We start from the raw sequence: 20,139 nt of genomic DNA, 5'->3' as shown, positions 1-20,139 counted from the left end.
CCAGTGTCATCGTCCACCGATGCCGTCGTCGCCTTTGCGGAATCCTGACCGGATCCTGACGAGCGGACACCCTGGTCAGGTGGTCGATGTCGCTGTTCCATGGTCATCGTGACGACGATCCGACGTGACGTACTGACCCTGCCGGTAGCGGAGTTGGGCCAGGACAACCCGCTGCCACCCCTGCGGCCGCTCGACGAGACACACCGTGTCGACGATCGCGAAGACGCCCACCTGCCGCGCGACATGGCCCGCCAGCTCCGCTACGAACCACTGCGCAGCGTCCTGCCCGAGCGCATCCGGGACGGGTACGACAGACGGCGCGAGCAGCGCGGGATCGACACGATCGTGATCGAGAACGACCGGCTGCGGGCGGTGGTCCTGCCGGGCTACGGCGGCAGGGTGGTCTCGCTGTTCCACAAGCCCTCACAGCGCGAACTCCTCTACCGCAACCCGGTGGTGCAGCCCGCCTGCTTCGCCCTCAACGGAGCCTGGTTCTCCGGCGGCATCGAGTGGAACATCGGCGCGACCGGCCACACCACCCTGTCCTGTGCCCCTGTGCACGCCGCCCGCGTCCCCGCCCCCGACGGCTGGGGGCACCGCCCACGCCGTTCAGGCAGTGGGGGAGAGATGCTCCGCCTGTGGGAGTGGGAACGGCTGCGCGACCTGCCCTTCCAGGTCGACCTGTGGCTCCCGGACGGCTCCGACTTCCTCCACGTCGGCGTCCGTGTCCGCAATCCGCACGAGAGGCCCGCGCCCCTGTACTGGTGGTCCAACACCGCCGTCCCCGAGGAACGCAGGGTGCTGGCCCCCGCGGACGAGGCCTGGCACTTCGGGTACGAGCGGCGGCTGCGGAAGGTGCCGGTACCCGAGCACGAGGGAGTGGACCGCACATATCCGCCGCGCGGCGTCTTCCCCGCCGACTACTTCTACGAGGTGCCCGACGGGCAGCGCCGCTGGATCGCCGCGCTCGACGACGCGGGCGACGGGCTCGTGCAGACGTCCACCGACGTGCTGCGCGGGCGCAAGCTGTTCGTCTGGGGCTCAGGTCCGGGCGGACGGCGCTGGCAGGAATGGCTCACCGAGCCCGGCACCGGCGGCTACTGCGAGATCCAGGCCGGGCTCGCCCGCACCCAGCTGGAGCATGTCCGGCTGGAGGCGGAGAGTGAGGTGTCCTGGCTGGAGGCGTACGGGCCGCTGGCGACGGATGCGGGGGCGGTGCACGGGGCGGACTGGGCGGTCGCGCGGGCCGAGGTGGAACGCGGGCTGTCGGGCGTGCTGCCTCGGGAGGACGTCGACGCGGCGTACGAGGCGTGGTTGCCGCACGCCGACACCGAGCCCGGTGAGGTGCTGGCCGTCGGGTCCGGCTGGGGTGCGCTCGAAGTGCTGCGCACCACCTACAAGCTGCCCGGGACGCCGTTCGAGGAGTCCACGCTCGGGGAGGCGCAGGCGCCCTGGGCGGAGCTCCTGCGGACCGGCGCCTTCCCGGAGCCGCGGCGGGTCGGGCCACCCGGCGAGAGCCTGGTCGCCCCGCACTGGCGGGACATGCTGGAGACCGCGCCCGCGAAACCGCTCACCGAGTACCACCTCGGCGTCGCGCAGTGGCACGCCGGGGACCTGGCGCAGGCCGTGCGCAGCTGGGAGCGGGCGCTCGAACTCGCCCCGTCGCTGTGGCCGCTGCTGCGGTGCCTGGCCGTCGCCGACCAGGAGGCCGGCAACCGGGAACGGGCCGCCGACCGGTACGCCGATGCCTTCGACGACCTGTGTCAGGAGCGGCGTGACGACGGTCCGGCCTGGACCGCGGCGACGGCGGCGCTCGGGCGGGAGGCGGTGGGGGCGCTGCTCGCGGTGCGGCGTACCGGGGAGGCGCGGCGGGTCTGGGATCGGTTGCGACCCGGCACGCGTGCGCGTGGGCGGTTCCGTCTGCTCGAGGTGGAGTTGCTTCTCGGGGAGGGGGATCGGGACGGGGCGCGGGCCGTCTTCGACGAGGCGTTCGAAGTGGCCGACCTGCGGGAGGGGGCGGAGACCATCACCGCCCTGTGGGCCCGTCTGACGGACGAGCCACTCCCGCCCCACTACGACTTCCGCATGCGCGAAATCCCCGACTAGCCTTTCCTCGCCCCCACCGGCCCGCAGTCAAGCGATTCAGGGCGGGGCTGGTCAGTGTGACGTGGCTCCGCGGTCGACGTACTCGTACACGACCCCGTCCGGATGCATGGCGATCAGATTGCGCCCCACCGGCGTCCCGACCGGCCCCGCCAGAATCCGCGCCCCCAGCTCAGTGAGCACCCGGTGCGCGTCCTCGACGTCCTTGACGGCGATGGTCGCGGAGACCTTCCGCAGGACCTCCAGATCGGCCTCGGGTCCACTCATGAGCAGGAAACAGCCCACCGCCGCCACCGACACACCGCCGCGCTCGAACCGCAGGGCCTGCCCACCCGCAAGTCTTTCGTAGAAGGGGACCGAAGCCTCCAGGTCGTCGACGCAGATCCGCAACGTGGCTCCCAGAATCTCCATGCGGACGAGCTTAGTTGGGCGCGACGGCGGACGAGATCGTTTCGGACGTCTCCTCCGGACAGTCGAGTCACGCCCGGGGACGAGGGCGAAACACCGAGGCCCCCGGGTTGTGATCGTCGGTGGCCGACATCACCCACATCGACCCGATCGACTACTTTCTGTATCTGCCCCTGCTTCCCCAGGTCGCCGTCGGCGTCCTGGAACCACGCCGTGTCACCGTCTCGCTCTCCGGCACGCTGACGTACGATCGTTTCGTGCTGGCCGTCGGCGGCGTGAACAAGCTGCTGCTCGTGCCCGGTGTCGCCGAGTACGCGCACGGCTTCCGTGGACTGCCCGAGGCGCTGTACCTCCGGGTCGGCGCCGGGTACACCGGGACCGAGGTCGCGGCCAGGGGCAGCTGTCCACCGACGCGCTGGTTCGTCGGCCCGAGGTGTTCGCGTGCGGGGACGCCGCCAACCCCCTGGGTATCCCGCTGTCCGGCCCCCTCGCCGGGGCCGCCGGAACCGGCACGGGTGGCTGATTCCCCCGGCGTCTTCGCGAGCCGTCCGGAAGGAGAGACATGAACACCACCGTGAACCCCATGAAAACCCGTCACCTCACAGAACTGGCCCAGCAGTTGCGGGTCGACAGCGTGCGTGCTGCCGCCGCCGCGGGATCCGGGCACCCGACGTCCTCGATGTCCGCCGCCGACCTGATGGCGGTGCTCCTGGCCAAGCACATGCGCTACGACTTCGAGCGCCCCCAGCATCACGGCAATGACCGTTTCGTCCTCTCCAAGGGGCATGCCTCACCTCTCCTGTACGCCGCGTACCGGGCGGCCGGGGCCATCAGCGAGGCCGAACTGCTCACCTTCCGCAAGCTCGGCAGCCGACTCGAAGGGCATCCGACACCCCGGCGGCTGCCGTGGGTCGAGACCGCCACCGGCTCGCTCGGCCAGGGGCTGCCCATGGGGGTCGGTATCGCCCTGGCCGGCAAGCGGCTCGACCACACCGGCTATCGGGTGTGGGTGCTGTGCGGCGACAGCGAACTCGCCGAGGGGTCGGTCTGGGAGGGCGCCGAGTACGCCGGATACGAGCACCTCGACAACCTCGTCGCGATCATCGACGTCAACCGGCTGGGCCAGCGCGGCCCGACCCGGCACGGCCACGACCTGGACGCGTACGCGCGCCGGTTCCAGGCCTTCGGCTGGCACACCGTGGAGATCGACGGACACGACGTCGAGGCGATCGACCGCGCGTACGCCGAGGCGGAGTCCACCGCGGGACAGCCGACCGCGATCATCGCGCGCACCCTCAAAGGCAAGGGCGTCGAGTCCGTTCAGGACCGCGAGGGCCTGCACGGCAAGCCGCTGCCGGACGCCGAGGAGGCGATCGCCGAACTCGGCGGAGTGCGCAACCTGCACGTGGAGGTCCAACAGCCGCCTCCGGCAAGGGTTTTGCACGCCGTCCGCTCCGGCCACCTCGAACTGCCCCGCTACGACACCGGGGACAAGGCCGCCACCCGCGACGCCTACGGACAGGCGCTCGCCGCGCTCGGCACCGCCCGCGGTGACGTCGTCGTCCTGGACGGCGAGGTGAGCGACTCCACCCGTGCCGAGTTCTTCGCCAAGGAACACCCCGACCGCTTCTTCGAGTGCTACATCGCCGAGCAGCAACTCGTCGCGACCGTCGTCGGCATGGCCGCGCGCGACTGGGTGCCGTACGCCTCCACGTTCGCGGCGTTCCTCACCCGTGCCCACGACTTCATCCGGATGGCCGCGATCAGCGGCTCCGGCATCAACCTCGTCGGCTCGCACGCGGGCGTCTCGATCGGCCAGGACGGCCCCTCGCAGATGGCCCTGGAGGATCTGGCGATGTTCCGGGCGCTGTACGGCACGACCGTGCTCTACCCGTGCGACGCCAACCAGACGGCGAAACTCGTCGCCACGATGGCGGACTGCGAGGGCATCCGCTATCTGCGCACCTCACGCGGGGACACTCCGGTGATCTACAGCCCCACCGAGGAGTTCCCCGTCGGCGGCAGCAAGGTACTGCGCGCCGGTGACGAGGACCGGCTGACGCTCGTCGCCGCGGGCGTCACCGTCCACGAGGCGCTGGCCGCCGCCGAGTCGCTCGACCGCGAGGGCATCCAGGTCCGGGTCATCGACCTCTACTCGGTCAAGCCCGTCGACCTCCGCACCCTGCGTGAGGCCGCCGAACAGACCGGATGCCTCGTGACCGTCGAGGACCACCGTGAGGAGGGCGGCATCGGCGACGCGATCCTCGACGCGTTCCTCGACGGCCGCCCGGTGCCGCGGCTGGTCCGCCTCGCCGTCCGCACGATGCCGGGTTCGGCGACCCCCGCCGAGCAACTGCACGCCGCGGGCATCGACGCGGAGTCGATCGCGGCGGCGGCGCGGGTACTGGTGGAGACGGCGGTCGTGCGCTGAGCCGCACCCGCTGAATCCGACGCCGAATTCGAATGATGCCGAATTCGAATGATGTTGATTTCGAATTCGGCGTGCCGCGCAATACTTGTGGTCCCTGTGGAATGCCTGCGGCCCGAGGCCTGAAACCAGGCCTCGGGCCGCCTCCGTGAATTGCTCTACGGGAATGGCATCACCAGCGGTACCATCGGCCCCTGCTCCCCGAGGCGCTCGTACCGCGCACCAGGAATCCCAGCAGCCACAGGACAACTACCACCAGCGCCACCCACCAGAGCAGCTTCACTGCGAATCCGGCGCCGAAGAGAACCAGGGCCAGCAGTAGTACCAGAAGAATCGGAACCATAATGTGTACCTCCTGCTGTCCGTGTTTCCCGAAGCGGGCGGATCACGCTTCCTTTCGGCAGAGAATCTCTCCGTGCAGGACGGAGAACCAGCCGTCCTCCTGCCGCGCCCACTCCCGCCACGCCTCCGACACGGCCCGCAGCTGTGCGGTGGTCGCGTGTCCGCCCTCCGTCGCGCGGTCCGCGTACGCCGAGGCCAGCGTGCGGTCGGCCCACAGCCCGCCCCACCACTCCCGCTCGTCCTCGGTGGCGAAGGTCCAGGTGCCGGACGTCGCCGTGATGTCCTTGATACCGGCCGCCAGTGCCCACGACCTGAGACGGCGGCCCGCCTCCGGTTCGCCCCCGTTGGCGCGAGCGACGCGCAGGTACAGGTCCTGCCAGTCGCGCAGGCCCGGTACCTCGGGATACCAGGGCATCGCCGAGTAGTCCGCGTCGCGGGCGGCGATGAAACCGCCCGGCTTGGTGACCCGGTACATCTCGCGCAGCGCCTGCACCGGGTCGCCCACGTGCTGCAGCACCTGATGGGCGTGGACCACGCAGAAGGTGTCGTCGGGGAAGTCCAGGGCGTGCACGTCCGCGACTCCGAACTCGACGTTGTCCAGGCCGCGTTCGACGGCCACCGCGCGGGCCTGGTCCAGGATTCCCGGGGCGTGGTCGACGGCGGTGACATGGCCGCCGGGGACCAGCTCCGCCAGGTCGGCGGTGATGGTGCCCGGTCCGCAGCCGATGTCCAGGATCTTCATGTGGGGCTTCAGCGAGTCGAGGAGGTAGGCGGCCGAGTTGGCGGCCGTGCGCCAGGTGTGCGAGCGCAGTACGGACTCGTGGTGGCCGTGTGTGTAGACGGCGGTCTCCTGCGACTTCGACATGACCGTTTCCCCTTCGCGTCGTCTCGTCGGTTGTGCATCACCGTACGCCCCTGTGTCGAATGGTGAGACCCATGTCTTGCCATATGGACGGCCGTTGGGTGTGGAGAGGTGAGGGGCGGGTGTGGGTTTGGGTGGTGGGTGCTGTTGGGGGGCGAGGTGTCTGGACGAGTCACGGTCGGTGGCGTGTGAGCAGGCCTCGTACGGCGTAGGCGGCGGCCGTGCCCAGGGCCGCGCCGGCGAGGACGTCGCTCGGGAAGTGGGCGCCGGTGTAGACGCGGGACAGGGCCACGGCGGAGGCGAGCGGTACGACCGCGGCGCCCCAGCCACGCGACTCCAGTGCCACGCCCGTGGCGAAGGCGGCGGCCGACGCGGAGTGGCCCGAGGGGAACGAGGTGGTGATCGGCTGCCGCTTGAGCCGGCGGGTCAGGGGGACCGGGGTGAGGGGTGGGCGGGGGCGGCGCACCGAGCGCTTGCCCACCGTGTTGATCGTGGCGGAGGCGAGGGTGAGCGAGGCGAGGCCGCTCGCGGCGGCCCGGCGGGCGTGGGGGGTACGGCTCGCGGCCACGGCCGCGGCTGTGGCGAACCACAGGAGGCCGTGGTTCGCGCTGCGGCTCAGTCTGGGCAGGAGGGGGTCGCAGCCCGGCCAGTGGCGGGCTGCGACGGCTTCGAAGAGGCGGGAGTCGGCCGCGAGGAGGCGGTTTCGCAGGGCGTGGTGGTTCGGGAGGCGGGCGGTGAGGTCGAAGTCCGGGGTGAGAGTGTCAGGGGTGACGGTCATGAGCTCCCCGTACCCGCCGAGCCGCCGTTTCCTCGCCCCCGCCGCCCCTGCCCGTCCCGTCCCGAACCTGGGGGCTCCGCCCCAGGCCCCAGGGTGGGTTTGTCGGCTGCGGGTGGGTGGGGGCTGGTCGCGCAGTTCCCCGCGCCCCTGAAGGCCTCCACCGCGGCCCGCGTCACTCAGCCCGTCCGGCGTGTGAGGACGAGGCTGGGGGCTTGCTGGGGATATGCGTTTGCTCGTGGGGCTGGGTGGCCGGAGAATGCCTCCCCATGGGACATCTCGAAGCCGCACATCTTGAGTACTACCTTCCCGACGGGAGGGCGCTGCTCGGCGATGTGTCGTTTCGGGTGGGGGAAGGGTCCGTCGTCGCCCTGGTGGGCCCCAACGGAGCGGGCAAGACCACGCTGCTGCGGCTGATCTCGGGGGAGCTGAAGCCGCACGGGGGCACCGTCACCGTGACCGGCGGCCTGGGCGTGATGCGTCAGTTCGTGGGGTCCGTGAGAGACGAGACGACCGTGCGGGAGCTGCTCGTCTCCGTGGCGCCGCCCCGCATACAGGAGGCCGCCAAGGCCGTCGACGCGGCCGAGCACGCCATGATGACCGTGGACGACGAGGCCGCCCAGCTCCGCTACGCGCAGGCACTCTCCGACTGGGCCGAGGTACGCGGGTACGAGTCCGAGACGCTCTGGGACATGTGCACGATGGCCGCGCTCGGCGTCCCGTACGAGAAGGCGCAGTGGCGGCTGGTGCGCACCCTCTCCGGAGGAGAGCAGAAGCGGCTGGTGCTGGAGGCCCTGCTGCGCGGCACCGACGAGGTCCTGCTCCTCGACGAGCCGGACAACTACCTCGACGTCCCGGGCAAGCGCTGGCTGGAGGAGCGGCTCAAGGAGACCCGCAAGACCGTTCTCTTCGTCTCCCACGACCGGGAGCTGCTGTCCCGCGCAGCCGAGAAGATCGTCAGTGTCGAGCCCAGCCCCACCGGCGCCGACGCATGGGTGCACGGAGGCGGCTTCGCGACGTACCACGAGGCGCGACAGGAGCGGTTCGCCCGGTTCGAGGAACTGCGCAGGCGCTGGGACGAGAAGCATGCCCAGCTGAAGAAGCTCGTGCTGAATCTGCGGCAGGCAGCCTCCATCAGCCATGAGTTGGCGTCCCGGTACGCGGCGGCGCAGACCCGGCTGCGGAAGTTCGAGGAGGCCGGCCCGCCGCCGGAGCCGCCGCGCGAGCAGGACATCAAGATGCGTCTGCACGGCGGGCGTACCGGCGTACGGGCCATCACCTGCAAGGGACTTGAGCTCACCGGGCTCATGAACCCGTTCGACCTGGAGGTCTTCTACGGCGAGCGGGTCGCCGTGCTCGGCTCCAACGGCTCCGGCAAGTCGCACTTCCTGCGCCTGCTCGCCGGTGACACCGTCGCGCACACGGGAGAGTGGAAGCTCGGCGCGCGCGTCGTGGCCGGACACTTCGCCCAGACGCACGCCCACCCGGAGCTCCAGGGCCGCACGCTTCTCGACATCCTGTGGAGCGAGCACTCGCAGGACCGGGGCGCCGCCATGTCCCGGCTGCGCCGTTACGAGCTGACCGCCCAGGCCGAGCAGCGCTTCGAGAAGCTCTCCGGCGGCCAGCAGGCACGCTTCCAGATCCTGCTGCTGGAGCTGGAGGGGTCCACGGCCCTGCTGCTGGACGAGCCCACCGACAACCTCGACCTGGAGTCGGCCGAGGCCCTCCAGGAGGGACTGGAGGCGTACGAGGGGACGGTCCTCGCGGTCACCCACGACCGCTGGTTCGCACGCTCCTTCGACCGCTATCTGGTCTTCGGCTCGGACGGCAGGATCCGGGAGACGGCGGAGCCGGTGTGGGACGAGCGGCGCGTGGAGCGGGCCCGGTAGGACTCCGGTCCGGTAGGACTCGGATCCGCCAGGACTCGGTCCCGGTCCGGGTCCCGGTCCCGGATGTCCGGTGCTTCCCGGAGGACCGGGGGCCCGGAAGTTCGTAGAGTGGAGGGAGGACGGCGAGATCCATGGCTCCCTCCTGGACGCCGCTCGGGCGCCGCGCACGGCAGCGCCTGCCCGGCGGATACCCGGACCGCGCCGCAGGACACGACGAGCGGGGTACCACCATGACCGGAGTCGACCCGGACCGGCTGGACGACCAGCAGCTGATGAAAGAGCTGCAGACGATCCACCGCACCCGCCACGACACACTGCTGCACGGTTCGAACGAGGCTCTGCGGACGCACAACATGCGCATGGCGCAACTGGAGGGCGAGTACCTGCGCCGCCATCCGCGCCGCCCCATCGCCGCGGGCCGTACCCGAGACGGAGCCCGGGAGCGCGGCCTCGCGGCGGAGTGCTGAACGAGTGGCGGAGATGAACGACGGGCCGGGGCGAACTCGCCCGGTCCGCACACCCGTTGCGGACCACCCCCGCCGTCACCGGTCGTCACCGGTCCCCTGGAGGGAGTCATGCAGCGAGGCAGCGACCGGCTGCGTCCACCGGGACGAAGAGATGAAACACGAACTGCGGGGCCTGCTCAGGTCGGGTCACCCCACCCGCACCGAGGAGTGGCACGACCCGGAGATCGCGCGCGGCCCCGTGGCGCCGAACCGCGCGCCCGACCCCCTGGGCGACCTCAATGCCTTCGACGAGGCGTTCCTGGAGGCGTTCGCCGGGCAGGTCGCCTGACGGAGTGTCCGCCCTCGCGGGACGCGGCACCATCCGGCGCACCAAATCGGCACGACGAGATCCACCGCCGGGCGGCATGATGACGGCCGGAGAACCGGTTCTCCGGGGTCATGGGGGTGGAAGTGACGGGGATGTCGATCGAGGCGCTGGACGCGGTGCCGTGGGACCGGCTCGAGTCGGCACTGCCCCAGCATCCGGTCGAGGAGGTGCCTCGCGCGCTGCGGCGACTGGCGCTCGCGGGCGGGGCCGCGACGGAGGAGCACTGCTACCCGCTGTACTCGTGCCTGGCCGCCGGCAACGGCCGGGTGCCCTCCGCGGCGACCGCCGCACTGCCCTTCGTGGTCGCGCTCGCCGCCGATCCGGGCACGGGCGCGCGCGTCGACCTCGTAGGACTGCTGGTGTCCCTGAAGCAGGCGGCCAGGAGGGCCCGGCCGGACCTGGTGGACGAGGGATGGCACGCGGAGTGGAGACGTCACCGTGACGCGGTCCTGGCGCTGCTCGCGGACCCGGACCCTGACGTGCGGCGGGAGGCCGTTCCCCTCGCGGACGGTGTCGTACCGCTCCTGGCGCGTTGGCGGGCCGAGACGGACCCGGCGATGCGGCTGCCGGTGCTGCTCAAGCTGGGCGAGGCGGCCGGAGAGGAAGATGCCGGGGCGGTCGAGGAGGTGCGGACGGTGTGCGACGGCGTCCTGCGTGACGGCGAGCCCGTCATGAAGGTCGCGGCAGTGATCGCCTGGGCGGAGCTTGACCCGGAGGAGCCGGTCCGGCGGATCGACCTGCTGGTGGAGGCACTCTCCGACGCCGTACGGCCCAGGTTCGAGGAGATCTGGTACGTGTCGGAGGTCGAGGAACCCTTCCCCCGTGAAGTGGTCGTCGCCTGGGCCGCCGACCTGTTCGACCACGACGCCCGGACGGCCGCCTCCTTCGTGGTCCGGCTGGCCGATGCGGCGGCCCGCACGGGGGACGCCAAGCTGTCCGAGGCCGTGCTGGACGAGGCGTGGCGGCTGCTGGTGCGCAGGCCGTCCGCGGCGCCCGCGCTGCTGCCGGTGGCGGGTGGACTACTGGACGACCCGGCCGACCCCGTGCGCCTGCGGGCGGCGCACCTCCTGGCGGTGCTCGGTCGGCAGTCGGCCCGGTACGCCGACCGGCTCGCCACGCTGATCGACGACGCGGGAGAGGACTCTTACCTGGAAGGGACCGTCGGCGACTACGCGCGCTGGGCGCTCACCCGGATCGGTGACCCGCGTGCGCTGCCGGGGCTCGTCGAGCGGCTCTACGAGCCCTATCGGGAGTACTACGGACGCGGCTACTGCGTCAGCGACCCGCGACTTCCGGACGTCGACGCCGTGCTGGTTCCGCTGCGGGCGCACACCGACGTCCTGCTGCCCGCACTGCGGGAGGTGATGCGGCACCACGCGACGCACTACGGCGGCCACGGCCCACTGACCGACGCCTTCCTGAAAGTCCTCAAGGCGTGGGGGCCGGACGCACTCCCCGCGCTGCCGGAGGTCGTGGCGTTGCTGGACGACGCGGGAGGCTCGCTCCCGACCGTCGAGGCGCTGGCGGCGATGGGCCCGGGCGCCGCGTCCGCCGAGCCCGCCCTGCGCGCCTGGAAGCCGCTCAACTGGCCGGGGTACCAGTGGAAGGCGGCGTGGGCCGCCTCGCACATGGGCGGGGACCGTACGGCGGCGCTGCGGCTCATCGGCGACGCGGTGCTGGCCGAGGAGGGACCCTATTACGGGCCCGTCCACCTGCTGGCCGACTTCGGTACCTCGGCCGCGCCGTACGCCGACCGGGTGCGGCACATCATGGAGAACACCGGCGGCTTTCGCCGGATCGAGGCCGCGCTCGCCCTCTGGTCGGGCACGGGCGAGCCCGAGCCGAGCATCTCCGTCCTGGAGGAGTTCGTCCTGCCGATCGCCGACGGCGGCGAGGGCTATGAGCTCTTCGGAGAGGCACTGCGGGCCCTGGTCCGGATCGGCACACTCACTCCGGCGGCGCGCGCCGCACTGCGGACGGTGCGGGACTTCGACGGCCGCCTGGCACGGGAACGGAACTACGAGGCCTTCCTCCAGGACGAGGAGCTCCGCGCCGCGATCGAGTACCTGATCGCCCTTCCTTGAGCCCAACGCGCCGACAGGCGCGGGTGTTTGCCTCGGTGTTTGCCTCGCACGGGCCGGGGCAGGCGGAATTGCAGTGCTTCGGACAGGAGGCACGTCCGTGGGAGCGGGGAAGTCCTCGCCACGGGTGTGCGTTCGACGCACCCGTGCGCTCCCACGGTGACCGCCCGACCCAAGGCACCCTCAAGGGAGTTGCGACGCACCATGCGAAACCAAGTGAGCGCGAAGCACCACCCGCACGACGACGCCCCCGACACCACGGAGGCATTCCGCAGGCTCGCCACGCTTCCCCCGGGCCGGCAGCGCGACACGCTCCGCGAGCAGATCGTCGAGTCCTGGCTGCCGATGGCCGACCGGCTCGCGGGCCGGTTCCGCAACCGCGGCGAGAGCCTGGAGGACCTGCGCCAGGTCGCGGCGCTCGGCCTCGTCAAGGCCGTCGACCGGTACGACCCCGAGCTCGGCAACGCCTTCGAGAGCTACGCCGTGCCGACCGTCACCGGCGAGATCAAACGGCACTTCCGCGACCACATGTGGACCCTGCACGTGCCGCGCCGCGTCCAGGACCTGCGCAACCGTGTGCGGTTCGCCGCCCAGGAACTCTCGGGGACCATCTCGGGCCGCAGGCCCACCGTCGCCGAGATCGCCGAGCACGCCCGGATGAGCGAGGAGGACGTCCGGGCCGGTCTGGAGGCCCTGGAGAGCTTCACCGCGCTCTCCCTGGACGCCGAGGTCTCCGGCGGCGACGACGGCTACTCGCTCGGCGACGTCCTCGGCTCGTGCGACCCCGGGCTCGACGTCGTCATCGACCGCGAGGCCGTCAAGCCCCGGCTGCGGGCCCTGCCCGAGCGTGAACGCACCATCCTCTACATGCGGTTCTTCGGCGATATGACGCAGAGCCGGATCGCCGACGAGCTCGGGATCTCGCAGATGCACGTGTCGCGACTGATCAGCCGGTGCTGCCACCGGCTGCGCGACCAGGTGATGCGCGACGCGGCGTAGCCCCTACCGGGGCGCGTTCATCGCCAGGGCCACATGGCGGGACATCATGTCCATCGCCTGCGCCTCCGCCAGCGAGAACGCCCGGCGGGCGCCGCTGCGGAACAGGGTCAGCACGCCCTGTACGGGTCCGGGCGCGGCGGTCAGGGGCACACACAGCAGCGATGTCACGTTCGCGCGTACGAGGATCGGGGCGCCCGAGGTGTCACGGCCGAAGGCGTCCGGATCCTCGGGGCGTACCCGCGGCGCCGTGGATCCGCCACGGACCGCCTCGACGACGAGCGGGCACGCGGCAGGGTCCTGCGTGGCCACCTCCCGTGCCGCCTCCGCACTGCCGGAGGGGGCGAGCACCGTCGTACGGGACAGCCGCGCCGCCCCCGCCGCGTCGGCCACCACCCAGTCGGCGAACCGTCCGTGCAGCACCCCGGCCGCCCGCTCCAGCACCTCGGACGGATCACCGGCCGGGCCGCTGAGCAGCGCCGTGGTCATCGCGTTCACCAGGTCCATCAAGGCCGCGTGCCGGGTCGTCTCGGTCAGGTTCGGTACCGGGCCCGGCACGCGCTCGTCGGACGGCACCCGGCTGCCCGCGGGCTGCAGTACGACGAGGACGGCGGCGCGGGGTTCGCCGCTGGGCCGCAGCGCGGCGAGCGTCGCCCGCACCGGCACCGCGGGCTGCTGCTGGAGGTGCACGGTGAGACTGCGGTCGCCCTCGCCTCGCGCCACCGCCGCGGCCTGGGAGCGGAACGCGGCACGGTCGGCGTGCGCGAGGAATCCGGTGAGCGGCCGGCCCGTCGCGTAGCCGGCCCGGACGCCGGTGAACGAGGTCGCCGCGAAGTTCAGCCTGCGCACCACCGTTTCGCGGTCCACCAGCGCGACAGGCACCGGCACCCGTTGGAAGAGCGCCTTGAGAAGCTGTTGCTCCTGGCGGTCGACCGAGGCGACGCCGGACGGGCCCGTCGAGGACAGGCGCTCGTACCAGGGCCACAACTGGCCTGCCACATGGTCGAGTTCGAAGATCGCCGCGTCGAGCACCGTCGGCAGGCTGTCGGCCGGTACCGAACGAGCTGCCTTGAGCTCCGCCACGCGGCGTACGAAATCCGCGAGTTCTTCACCGAATTCGTCCGTCTGCGCCATGCGATGAACGTAACCCGAAGGGCTGGTTCCGGGTGTGGCGGCGGCGTAACCCACCGCGCCCGTTTTCCGCGCGAGTGGGCGGGAAGGCGCGGAGGGAGGAGGGGTGAAACATGCCGGATGCGGGGCGACTTGGGCAACGCGGCCAAAGCGACGGGCGCGATCAAGGCGGTCATGGCGGTCATGGCGGCCGAGGCAGGCAGGACAGTCAGCTCGGGCACCTGGGCGCGCGGTCGCCGGAATCCACCCTGCCGGGAAGGCGGCTCTCGGAGCTCGCCGAGCAGGCCGCCCGCTGCACCACCGACTGCTGCGGCGCCAGTTGCATGGTTTCCGAGGGCGGCCCGGAACGCCCCGCCGCGGTGACCCACCCCGACCTCGCCGGACTCGTCTCGGTCCAGCTCCGCTCCGGCGACGGTCCCATCCCCGCCGCGCTGGAACGCGGCGAGCCCGTCGACTCGGCGGACCTGCTGCGCGAGGAGCGCTGGCCGGCGTACCGCGCGATGGCCCTCGACTCGGGAGTCCGCTCCAGCGTCACGATCCCCTTCCGGCGCTCCGGGCTGACCGTGACCCTCAGCCTCTACAGTTTCCGGCCCGGCGCCTTGGAGGACGCCCCGCACGGACCCGCCCGCGCGCTCGGCGACCTCGCCGTCACCTGCCTGGTCCGCGACCGCTCCTACCGGGCCGCGCTCACCGAGCTCGACCAGCTCGGCGCAGCGCTGCGCACCCGGCCCGTCGTCGACCAGGCGTGCGGGATCGTCATGCACGTACTGGGCTGCGACGCGGACGCGGCGTTCGGCGTACTGCGCCGCATCTCGCAGGCGACCCAGCGCAAACTCTCCGACGTCGCCTCGGCGGTCGTGGACAGGCGCGGACGCGGCCTGGAGCGAGAGCTCGTCTCCCTGTCGGACTGACCCGGCCGGGCCGAGCCCCCGCTGTCACCCGCTCGGGTGCCCGTGTCCCGCGAATGGTGTCCGGCCGCGCGCGCCCTGGGCGGGGGCGGGCTGTGATGAGGCGGGGGCGCGACGGCCGTGCCCCCTTCAGACAGTGTCTGTCCGAAGGAGCCCGACCCATGCGCCGTACCGCCCCTGTCCTGTCCGCCACCGCCCTGGCCTGTGCCGCCCTGGGTGCGGCCGCCACGGCCGCGTCCGCGGATCCGGGCGCGGAGGTCGATCCCCGTTCCGTGGGCCCCGGCGGTCTGCTCTCCATCTCCGTCACCTGCGACGCGACCGGCGGCACCCCGCCCGAGTCCATCGACGCCCACTCCCAGGGCTTCGAGGGGGGCAAGGTCCAACTGCACCGGGTCACCGGCGGCGACGCGAAGACGGGCGGCACCGCCTCGTACCACGGGACGGCCCGTATCCCGTCCGGTGGGACTTCGGACAGTGGATCCGGTGTGGCCGGGGCGGTTGGTGCCGTCGGGGCCGGCGGGCAGTTCAACAGCGGGTCCGACGCCGGGGGCCGTGAGGGCGAATGGGGTGTCAACGGTGTCTGTCCCGTCGCGCCGGGCGGCAGTGAGCGGCCGTGGAACGCCTCGTACACCGTGTCCCAGGGCGCCGGCATCGGGACCGGCACCGGCGTCGGGCGCGACACGGGGCGTGAGACGGGTGTGGGGCGTGAGACGGGTGCGGCTCATGACGGCGCTTCGCCGCGTGAGACCGGCGCGGCTCATGACAGCGGTACGGGGCGCGAGACGGGCGCGGCTCCTGACACGGGCGTGGGGCGTGAGACGGGCACGGGGCGTGAGACGGGTGCGGCTCATGACGGCGCTTCGCCGCGTGAGACCGGCGCGGCTCATGACAGCGGCGCGGGGCGCGACACGGGTACGACTCACGACACCGCGACTCACGACACCGCGACTCACGACACGGCGACTCACGACACTGGCACAGGGCATGACACCGGCACGGGGCGTGACACCGGCACGGGGCGTGACACCGACGCCGGGCATGACGCCGACGCCGGGCATGACACCGACGTCGGGGGTGACACCGGTGCGGACGACGACACCGTGGAGCGCCCCGCCGGTGCCCAGTACGGGGTGCAGGGTGGCGATGGCGGCGCCTTCACCGACTCCGTCCCGGCCCTGATCATCGGCGGCGTCCTGATCTTGGGCGCGCTGGGTGCGGCCGTCCACCGGCTGCGCCAAAGGGGCTCCACCGGCCGCTGACGCTGTGACGGGCGCACCCGGCCGGGCGCCCATGGCGGGGCGGGAGCCCGGGTAACGACAGGGCACGGCACCACGGACTGCACGGAGGCACGGATGCGGCGGACGGTACCGGAAGGGCACGGTCCGGTCCGCTACGGCCCGCCCCTTCCCGATCAGGGCCTGCCGGTACTGTCCGAACTGCGCGCCGTACTCGCCGACGCGGCGGGCCACGCCCACGCCGAGCCCTCCGGCGGCGGTCCCGCGCTCCTCGACGCGGCCTGCGGCTACTGGACCCGGCGGGGCCTGGCCGCCGACCGCGACCGGGTGGTCGCCGCCCCCGGCGCCCCCGCACTGCTCCTCGCGCTGACCGGCGCACTCGGCGGCGACGTCCTGGTGCCGCGCCCCTGTGCCGCCTGGTGGGCACCACAGGTCCGCCTGCTGGGCCGGTCCGTGTTCCACGCGGCGACGCCCGCGGAGTGCGGCGGCCTGCCGGATCCGTACGCCCTTCTGGAGACCGTCCGCCGGGTCCGAGCCGAGGGCGGCGATCCGCGCCTGCTCGTGCTCTCCGTCGCCGACGACCCCACCGCGACCGTCGCACCGCCCGAGGTGGTGCACGAGACCGTGGAGGCCGCGGTGGGCGAGGGACTGCACGTGGTCAGCGACGAGACCTGGCGCGACACCCTGCACCGGCCGCACGACACCGTGCTGCTCAGCCCCGCCGAAATGCTCCCCGGCGAGGTCACCGTGGTCGCGGACCTCGCGGGTGCCTTCCTGCCGCAGGGCTGGCCGGCCGCTGTCGCCCGCTTCCCGGACACCGACGAGGGCCTTCGGCTGCGCGCCCGCGTCCTCGACGTGCTCACCGTGCTCGGCGCCCGGGTCGCGGAACCGGTCGCCGCGGCGGCCGCGTACGCGCTCGGCGAGCCGGACCCGGTCACCGAGCGGCTGACCGCCGCCGTACGCCTGCACGCGCGCGTGGCTCTCGCCGCGCACCGCGCGGTGGTCGGGTCGGGCGCTCTCGCGCGGCCGCCGCAGGCCGGCCGGCATCTGTACGTGGATCTCGGTCCGTTGAGCTCCGCGCTGACCGCCCTCGGTGTCGGGGACGCACAGGAACTGGAGGACTTCCTCACCGCCCGGCTCGGCATGCCCGCGCCGGGGGGCCACCGCTTCGGGGACGACCTCGAGGCGCTGCGCGTGCGGTTGGAGACCGGACCGCTGCTCGGTGCCACCGACGAGGAGCGGGCGGAATGCCTCAGTTCACCCTCGCCGTTGGAACTGCCGCAGACGCAACGCGCGTTGACCCTCCTGGGGTCGGCGTTCGACGATCTCCGTGACGACGCTCAGCGATGGGAGCCTCCTCGATGACGCAGCAGTCCCAGTCGACCACGAGCACGAGTACGTCCCCGAGCACGTCCACGTCCCTGAGTACGTCCATGAGTACGCAGGACGCCGAGGAGCCGGCGTCCTCCATGGCCCCCACGGTGGGCCGTTCCTCACCTGTCGTTCCGCTCCGTCCGCTCGTCGAGCCCCCTCCTCTCGCCGAACCCCGTCCGCTCGGCGAACGCCGTGTGTGGCCACGGTCGTTCGTCGACCGGCTGACCGCGCCACTGCCGGGGCTGCGGGCCTTCGCGCGGTTCGCCCGCGAGGGGGCGCTGCGGCCGGGCCCCGAGGGGCTCACCGACATCCCGCTGCTGCCCTTCGAACCGGGGCCGCTGCCGCGGGTGGGCGCCCGTACCGTCGCCGTCTCCTGGGCGGGGCACGCGAGTTGGGTGATCCGCATAGGCGGGCTCACCGTCCTCACCGACCCGGTCTGGTCCCGCAAGATCTTCGGCACCCCGGCCCGGATCACCCCCGTCGGCGTGGCCTGGAGCGCGCTGCCGAACGTCGACGCGGTCGTCATCAGTCACAACCACTACGACCATCTGGACGCGCCGACGCTGCGCAGGCTCCCGCGGGACACACCGGTGTTCGTGCCGGCCGGACTCGGACGCTGGTTCCGGCGCCGCCGGTTCACCCGGGTCACCGAGCTGGACTGGTGGGAGGCGGTCGAGCTCGACGGAGTCCGCTTCGACCTCGTCCCCGCCCACCACTGGTCCAAGCGCAGCCTCACCGACACCTGCCGCACGCTGTGGGGCGGCTGGATGCTGACGGCGCCCGAAGGGCAGCGGGTGTACTTCGCGGGGGACACGGGGTACGGGCACTGGTTCGCGGCCATCGGGCAGCGCTACCCGGGGATAGACCTGGCCCTGCTTCCCATCGGAGCGTACGACCCCCGGTGGTGGTTGAGCGACGTCCACTGTGACCCGGAAGAGGCTGTTCGGGCGGCCGTTGACCTGGGGGCCCGTCGGATGGCGCCGATGCACTGGGGGACGTTCGTGCTGTCCGCGGAGCCGGTGCTGGAGCCGTTGACCCGGGTGAAGGTGGCCTGGGAGCGGGCGGGGTTGGAGCGGGGGGACCTGTGGGATCTGGCGGTGGGGGGTTCTCGGGTTCTGGGGTGAGGGCGGTTCCGGGGTGAGGGCGTTGGCGGGGGTGTCCGCGGGTGGGTCGTGGTGGCTCGCGCCCACGCGGCGGAGCCGCGGATGCCCCCTCCGGGCGCCCCTTCCAGGACCGCTTCTATCGCGGCGCGGTTCTGCGCACCCTCCGCCACACTCCCGGCGCCGCACTGATCGCCAGTGTCAGGACGACCGCCGCCACCACGCCCTCCCACGGCTCGTCGAAGAGGGAGCCGCCGAGGATGCCGATGACCTGGTAGGTGGCCGCCCAGGCGAGGCAGGCGGGGATGTCGCCGCGGGCGAAGGTGCGCAGGGGCATCTTCGCCAGCAGACAGGCGAGCATCACCGGTATGCGGCCCGCCGGGACGAGGCGGGACAGGACGAGGACGGCGACGCCGTGGTCGTCCAGCTTCTCCTGGGCCTGGGCGAGACGGTCCTCCGGGGCGCGCACACGGATCGCCTCCAGCCAGCGCGAGCCGTTCTTGGAGCCCATGCCGCGCCGGCCGAGCCAGTAGAGCGCCACGTCTCCGAGGAACGCCGCGAACGAGCCCACCACGAAGACCAGCAGCAACGAGAACGGCGCCGTCTGGTGGAAGGCCACCACGGCCGCCGAACTGACCAGCGCGCCGGTCGGCACCACGGGAACCAGCGCGCCGATCAGCACCAGGACGAACAGCGACGGATAGCCGATCGCCTGCTGTGTGCTCTCCGGGGTCACGGCCGCGCCCGCGGCGGCAAGGAACACGGTCGGGGCGGTGCTCTTGGCGGACAGGAATATCGCCGGGGCCGCGCCCATGGCGGTCAGAGGCGTCACCGTGCGACCTCCGGGCGCACGCTCTCGCCGTGTTCGAGCCGGTGCACCGCCACCTGGGGCGCATGCTCCCCAGCCAGGCGCACGAACTCATCACCCGGCGCATGGAATTCATGGGGGCGCACGCTGTCCATCCCGATGGGCCAGTACGTGCCGTAGTGCACCGGCACCGCGCTCCTCGGCGCCAGCCGGGCCAGCGCCTCGGCGGCCCGCCCCGCGTCCAGATGTCCCTCCCCGAGGAACGGGCCCCAGCCGCCGACCGGCAGCAGCGCCACGTCGACCGGTCCGACCTCCTCGGCCATCGACTCGAACAGCCCGGTGTCCCCGGCGAAATACGTCCGCGCCTCACCCTCCACCACGAAGCCCAGCGCGGGGGAGCGGTGCGGTCCGACCGGCAGCCGCCGGCCGTCGTGCCGCGCGGACACCGTACGTACCACCAGGTCACCGACCTCGGTCAGGTCCCCGGGCGCCACCTCGACGAACCGCAGATGGTCCAGCCTGCGCAGCGCCGGCACCACGCGGGGCGCGCCCTTCGGCACCAGCACCAGGGTGCCCGGCGCGAGCCGCTGCAACGAGGGCAGATGGAGATGGTCGGCGTGCAGATGCGAGACCAGCGCCACGTCCGCGACCGCCGCCTCGGGAGGGGGCGGCGCCCCGCGCCTGCGCCGCAGGTGCGCGAGCCGGCGCGCGAAGAGCGGATCGGTGAGGACGCGTGTGCCGGAGTCCTCCAGCGTGCAAGTGGCGTGCCCCCACCAGGTGATCTCCACCGGCACTTCTTTGCCTCCTCCGTGCGACTCCCCCCGAGCCTACGTGCAGGAGTAGGGTCGGCGGCGAAACCCGGAGG

The 20,139-nt window shown here is 72.5% G+C and carries 16 protein-coding genes and 3 pseudogenes; 12 read left to right on the top strand and 7 right to left on the bottom strand.

What is annotated here, in order from left to right; all coding sequences use genetic code 11:
* Positions 1-99: 99 nt before the first annotated feature.
* Positions 100-2,106: a DUF5107 domain-containing protein gene (locus tag OG568_RS11760; RefSeq protein ID WP_329531441.1), complete on the top strand. Its 2,007-nt coding sequence runs from the start codon at positions 100-102 to the stop codon at positions 2,104-2,106.
* Positions 2,107-2,157: 51 nt separating this feature from the next.
* Here the strand turns inward: OG568_RS11760 and OG568_RS11755 are convergent, their stop codons facing one another.
* The gene (locus OG568_RS11755) at positions 2,158-2,514 is read right to left on the bottom strand and encodes a VOC family protein (RefSeq protein WP_329531440.1); all 357 of its coding nucleotides are present in this window, start codon (positions 2,512-2,514) and stop codon (positions 2,158-2,160) included.
* Positions 2,515-2,636: 122 nt separating this feature from the next.
* On the opposite strand from OG568_RS11755, the pseudogene OG568_RS11750 reads away from it, so the two are divergent.
* Together OG568_RS11750 and OG568_RS11745 are read left to right on the top strand one after the other, a co-directional pair.
* Positions 2,637-2,938 (top strand): annotated as a pseudogene (locus OG568_RS11750) (NAD(P)/FAD-dependent oxidoreductase); the annotation flags it as partial.
* Positions 2,939-3,073: 135 nt separating this feature from the next.
* A complete protein-coding gene (locus tag OG568_RS11745) occupies positions 3,074-4,942 on the top strand; it encodes a transketolase (RefSeq protein ID WP_329531439.1) in 1,869 nt (622 codons plus the stop codon).
* A gap of 169 nt (positions 4,943-5,111) precedes the next feature.
* Here the strand turns inward: OG568_RS11745 and OG568_RS11740 are convergent, their stop codons facing one another.
* The 3 genes and pseudogenes from OG568_RS11740 to OG568_RS11730 all read right to left on the bottom strand — a co-directional run.
* Entirely contained in the window at positions 5,112-5,282 is a 171-nt protein-coding gene (locus tag OG568_RS11740) for a hydrophobic protein (RefSeq protein WP_329531438.1), read from the bottom strand.
* A 42-nt stretch (positions 5,283-5,324) separates the two neighbouring features.
* Positions 5,325-6,146, bottom strand: coding sequence for a class I SAM-dependent methyltransferase (locus OG568_RS11735; RefSeq protein WP_329531437.1), 822 nt, complete (start codon positions 6,144-6,146; stop codon positions 5,325-5,327).
* 175 nt (positions 6,147-6,321) lie between these two features.
* A pseudogene (locus OG568_RS11730) lies at positions 6,322-6,921 on the bottom strand (phosphatase PAP2 family protein); the annotation flags it as partial.
* A 266-nt stretch (positions 6,922-7,187) separates the two neighbouring features.
* On the opposite strand from OG568_RS11730, the gene OG568_RS11725 reads away from it, so the two are divergent.
* The 5 genes and pseudogenes from OG568_RS11725 to OG568_RS11705 all read left to right on the top strand — a co-directional run bounded on the left by OG568_RS11725 (position 7,188) and on the right by OG568_RS11705 (position 12,721).
* The gene (locus tag OG568_RS11725; protein WP_266587882.1) at positions 7,188-8,807 is read left to right on the top strand and encodes an ABC-F family ATP-binding cassette domain-containing protein; all 1,620 of its coding nucleotides are present in this window, start codon (positions 7,188-7,190) and stop codon (positions 8,805-8,807) included.
* A 230-nt stretch (positions 8,808-9,037) separates the two neighbouring features.
* Positions 9,038-9,274 (top strand): DUF6158 family protein, encoded by a 237-nt coding sequence (locus OG568_RS11720; protein ID WP_266431837.1) that lies wholly within the window; start codon positions 9,038-9,040, stop codon positions 9,272-9,274.
* A 108-nt stretch (positions 9,275-9,382) separates the two neighbouring features.
* Positions 9,383-9,542 (top strand): annotated as a pseudogene (locus OG568_RS11715) (DUF2795 domain-containing protein); the annotation flags it as partial.
* Between the two features lie 182 nt (positions 9,543-9,724).
* Positions 9,725-11,725, top strand: a complete 2,001-nt coding sequence (locus tag OG568_RS11710; RefSeq protein ID WP_329531436.1) for a hypothetical protein — start codon at positions 9,725-9,727, stop codon at positions 11,723-11,725.
* 201 nt (positions 11,726-11,926) lie between these two features.
* Entirely contained in the window at positions 11,927-12,721 is a 795-nt protein-coding gene (locus OG568_RS11705; RefSeq protein WP_329531435.1) for an RNA polymerase sigma factor SigF, read from the top strand.
* A gap of 3 nt (positions 12,722-12,724) precedes the next feature.
* On the opposite strand, the gene OG568_RS11700 is transcribed toward OG568_RS11705, so the two are convergent.
* Positions 12,725-13,852 carry a PAS domain-containing protein gene (locus tag OG568_RS11700; protein WP_329531434.1) on the bottom strand — a complete coding sequence of 376 codons (1,128 nt, stop codon included), beginning with the start codon at positions 13,850-13,852 and terminating at the stop codon, positions 12,725-12,727.
* A gap of 320 nt (positions 13,853-14,172) precedes the next feature.
* Here OG568_RS11700 and OG568_RS11695 point away from each other — a divergent pair, with 320 nt between their 5' ends.
* The 4 genes from OG568_RS11695 to OG568_RS11680 all read left to right on the top strand — a co-directional run bounded on the left by OG568_RS11695 (position 14,173) and on the right by OG568_RS11680 (position 18,490).
* Entirely contained in the window at positions 14,173-14,760 is a 588-nt protein-coding gene (locus tag OG568_RS11695; RefSeq protein WP_443077615.1) for an ANTAR domain-containing response regulator, read from the top strand.
* A gap of 158 nt (positions 14,761-14,918) precedes the next feature.
* A complete protein-coding gene (locus OG568_RS11690) occupies positions 14,919-16,016 on the top strand; it encodes a hypothetical protein (RefSeq protein ID WP_329531433.1) in 1,098 nt (365 codons plus the stop codon).
* A 93-nt stretch (positions 16,017-16,109) separates the two neighbouring features.
* Positions 16,110-17,357, top strand: coding sequence for an aminotransferase class I/II-fold pyridoxal phosphate-dependent enzyme (locus OG568_RS11685; protein ID WP_266428418.1), 1,248 nt, complete (start codon positions 16,110-16,112; stop codon positions 17,355-17,357).
* Positions 17,354-18,490 carry an MBL fold metallo-hydrolase gene (locus tag OG568_RS11680; RefSeq protein ID WP_329531432.1) on the top strand — a complete coding sequence of 379 codons (1,137 nt, stop codon included), beginning with the start codon at positions 17,354-17,356 and terminating at the stop codon, positions 18,488-18,490. The genes OG568_RS11685 and OG568_RS11680 overlap by 4 nt, the downstream gene beginning before the upstream one ends.
* A 115-nt stretch (positions 18,491-18,605) precedes the next feature.
* Here OG568_RS11680 and OG568_RS11675 read toward each other — a convergent pair whose 3' ends face one another.
* On the bottom strand, positions 18,606-19,280 hold the full coding sequence (locus OG568_RS11675) for a DedA family protein (protein WP_385077909.1): 675 nt from the start codon (positions 19,278-19,280) through the stop codon (positions 18,606-18,608).
* A 14-nt stretch (positions 19,281-19,294) separates the two neighbouring features.
* Positions 19,295-20,068 carry an MBL fold metallo-hydrolase gene (locus OG568_RS11670; protein ID WP_266428407.1) on the bottom strand — a complete coding sequence of 258 codons (774 nt, stop codon included), beginning with the start codon at positions 20,066-20,068 and terminating at the stop codon, positions 19,295-19,297.
* Positions 20,069-20,139 lie beyond the last annotated feature (71 nt).

This window comes from Streptomyces sp. NBC_01450 (assembly GCF_036227505.1).
In the GTDB taxonomy this organism is placed as follows: domain Bacteria; phylum Actinomycetota; class Actinomycetes; order Streptomycetales; family Streptomycetaceae; genus Streptomyces.
Note: the sequence above shows the minus strand (reverse complement) of the source record. Positions and strands in the feature narration are given on the sequence as shown.

Coding starts and splice junctions, on each gene's coding strand:
- OG568_RS11705 (WP_329531435.1), top strand. CDS start 11,927: ATGCGAAACCAAGTGAGCGCGAAGCACCACCCGCACGACGACGCCCCC.
- OG568_RS11760 (WP_329531441.1), top strand. CDS start 100: ATGGTCATCGTGACGACGATCCGACGTGACGTACTGACCCTGCCGGTA.
- OG568_RS11720 (WP_266431837.1), top strand. CDS start 9,038: ATGACCGGAGTCGACCCGGACCGGCTGGACGACCAGCAGCTGATGAAA.
- OG568_RS11675 (WP_385077909.1), bottom strand. CDS start 19,280: ATGGGCGCGGCCCCGGCGATATTCCTGTCCGCCAAGAGCACCGCCCCG.
- OG568_RS11745 (WP_329531439.1), top strand. CDS start 3,074: ATGAACACCACCGTGAACCCCATGAAAACCCGTCACCTCACAGAACTG.
- OG568_RS11740 (WP_329531438.1), bottom strand. CDS start 5,282: ATGGTTCCGATTCTTCTGGTACTACTGCTGGCCCTGGTTCTCTTCGGC.
- OG568_RS11695 (WP_443077615.1), top strand. CDS start 14,173: ATGGTTTCCGAGGGCGGCCCGGAACGCCCCGCCGCGGTGACCCACCCC.
- OG568_RS11735 (WP_329531437.1), bottom strand. CDS start 6,146: ATGTCGAAGTCGCAGGAGACCGCCGTCTACACACACGGCCACCACGAG.
- OG568_RS11685 (WP_266428418.1), top strand. CDS start 16,110: ATGCGGCGGACGGTACCGGAAGGGCACGGTCCGGTCCGCTACGGCCCG.
- OG568_RS11680 (WP_329531432.1), top strand. CDS start 17,354: ATGACGCAGCAGTCCCAGTCGACCACGAGCACGAGTACGTCCCCGAGC.
- OG568_RS11755 (WP_329531440.1), bottom strand. CDS start 2,514: ATGGAGATTCTGGGAGCCACGTTGCGGATCTGCGTCGACGACCTGGAG.
- OG568_RS11725 (WP_266587882.1), top strand. CDS start 7,188: ATGGGACATCTCGAAGCCGCACATCTTGAGTACTACCTTCCCGACGGG.
- OG568_RS11690 (WP_329531433.1), top strand. CDS start 14,919: ATGCGCCGTACCGCCCCTGTCCTGTCCGCCACCGCCCTGGCCTGTGCC.
- OG568_RS11700 (WP_329531434.1), bottom strand. CDS start 13,852: ATGGCGCAGACGGACGAATTCGGTGAAGAACTCGCGGATTTCGTACGC.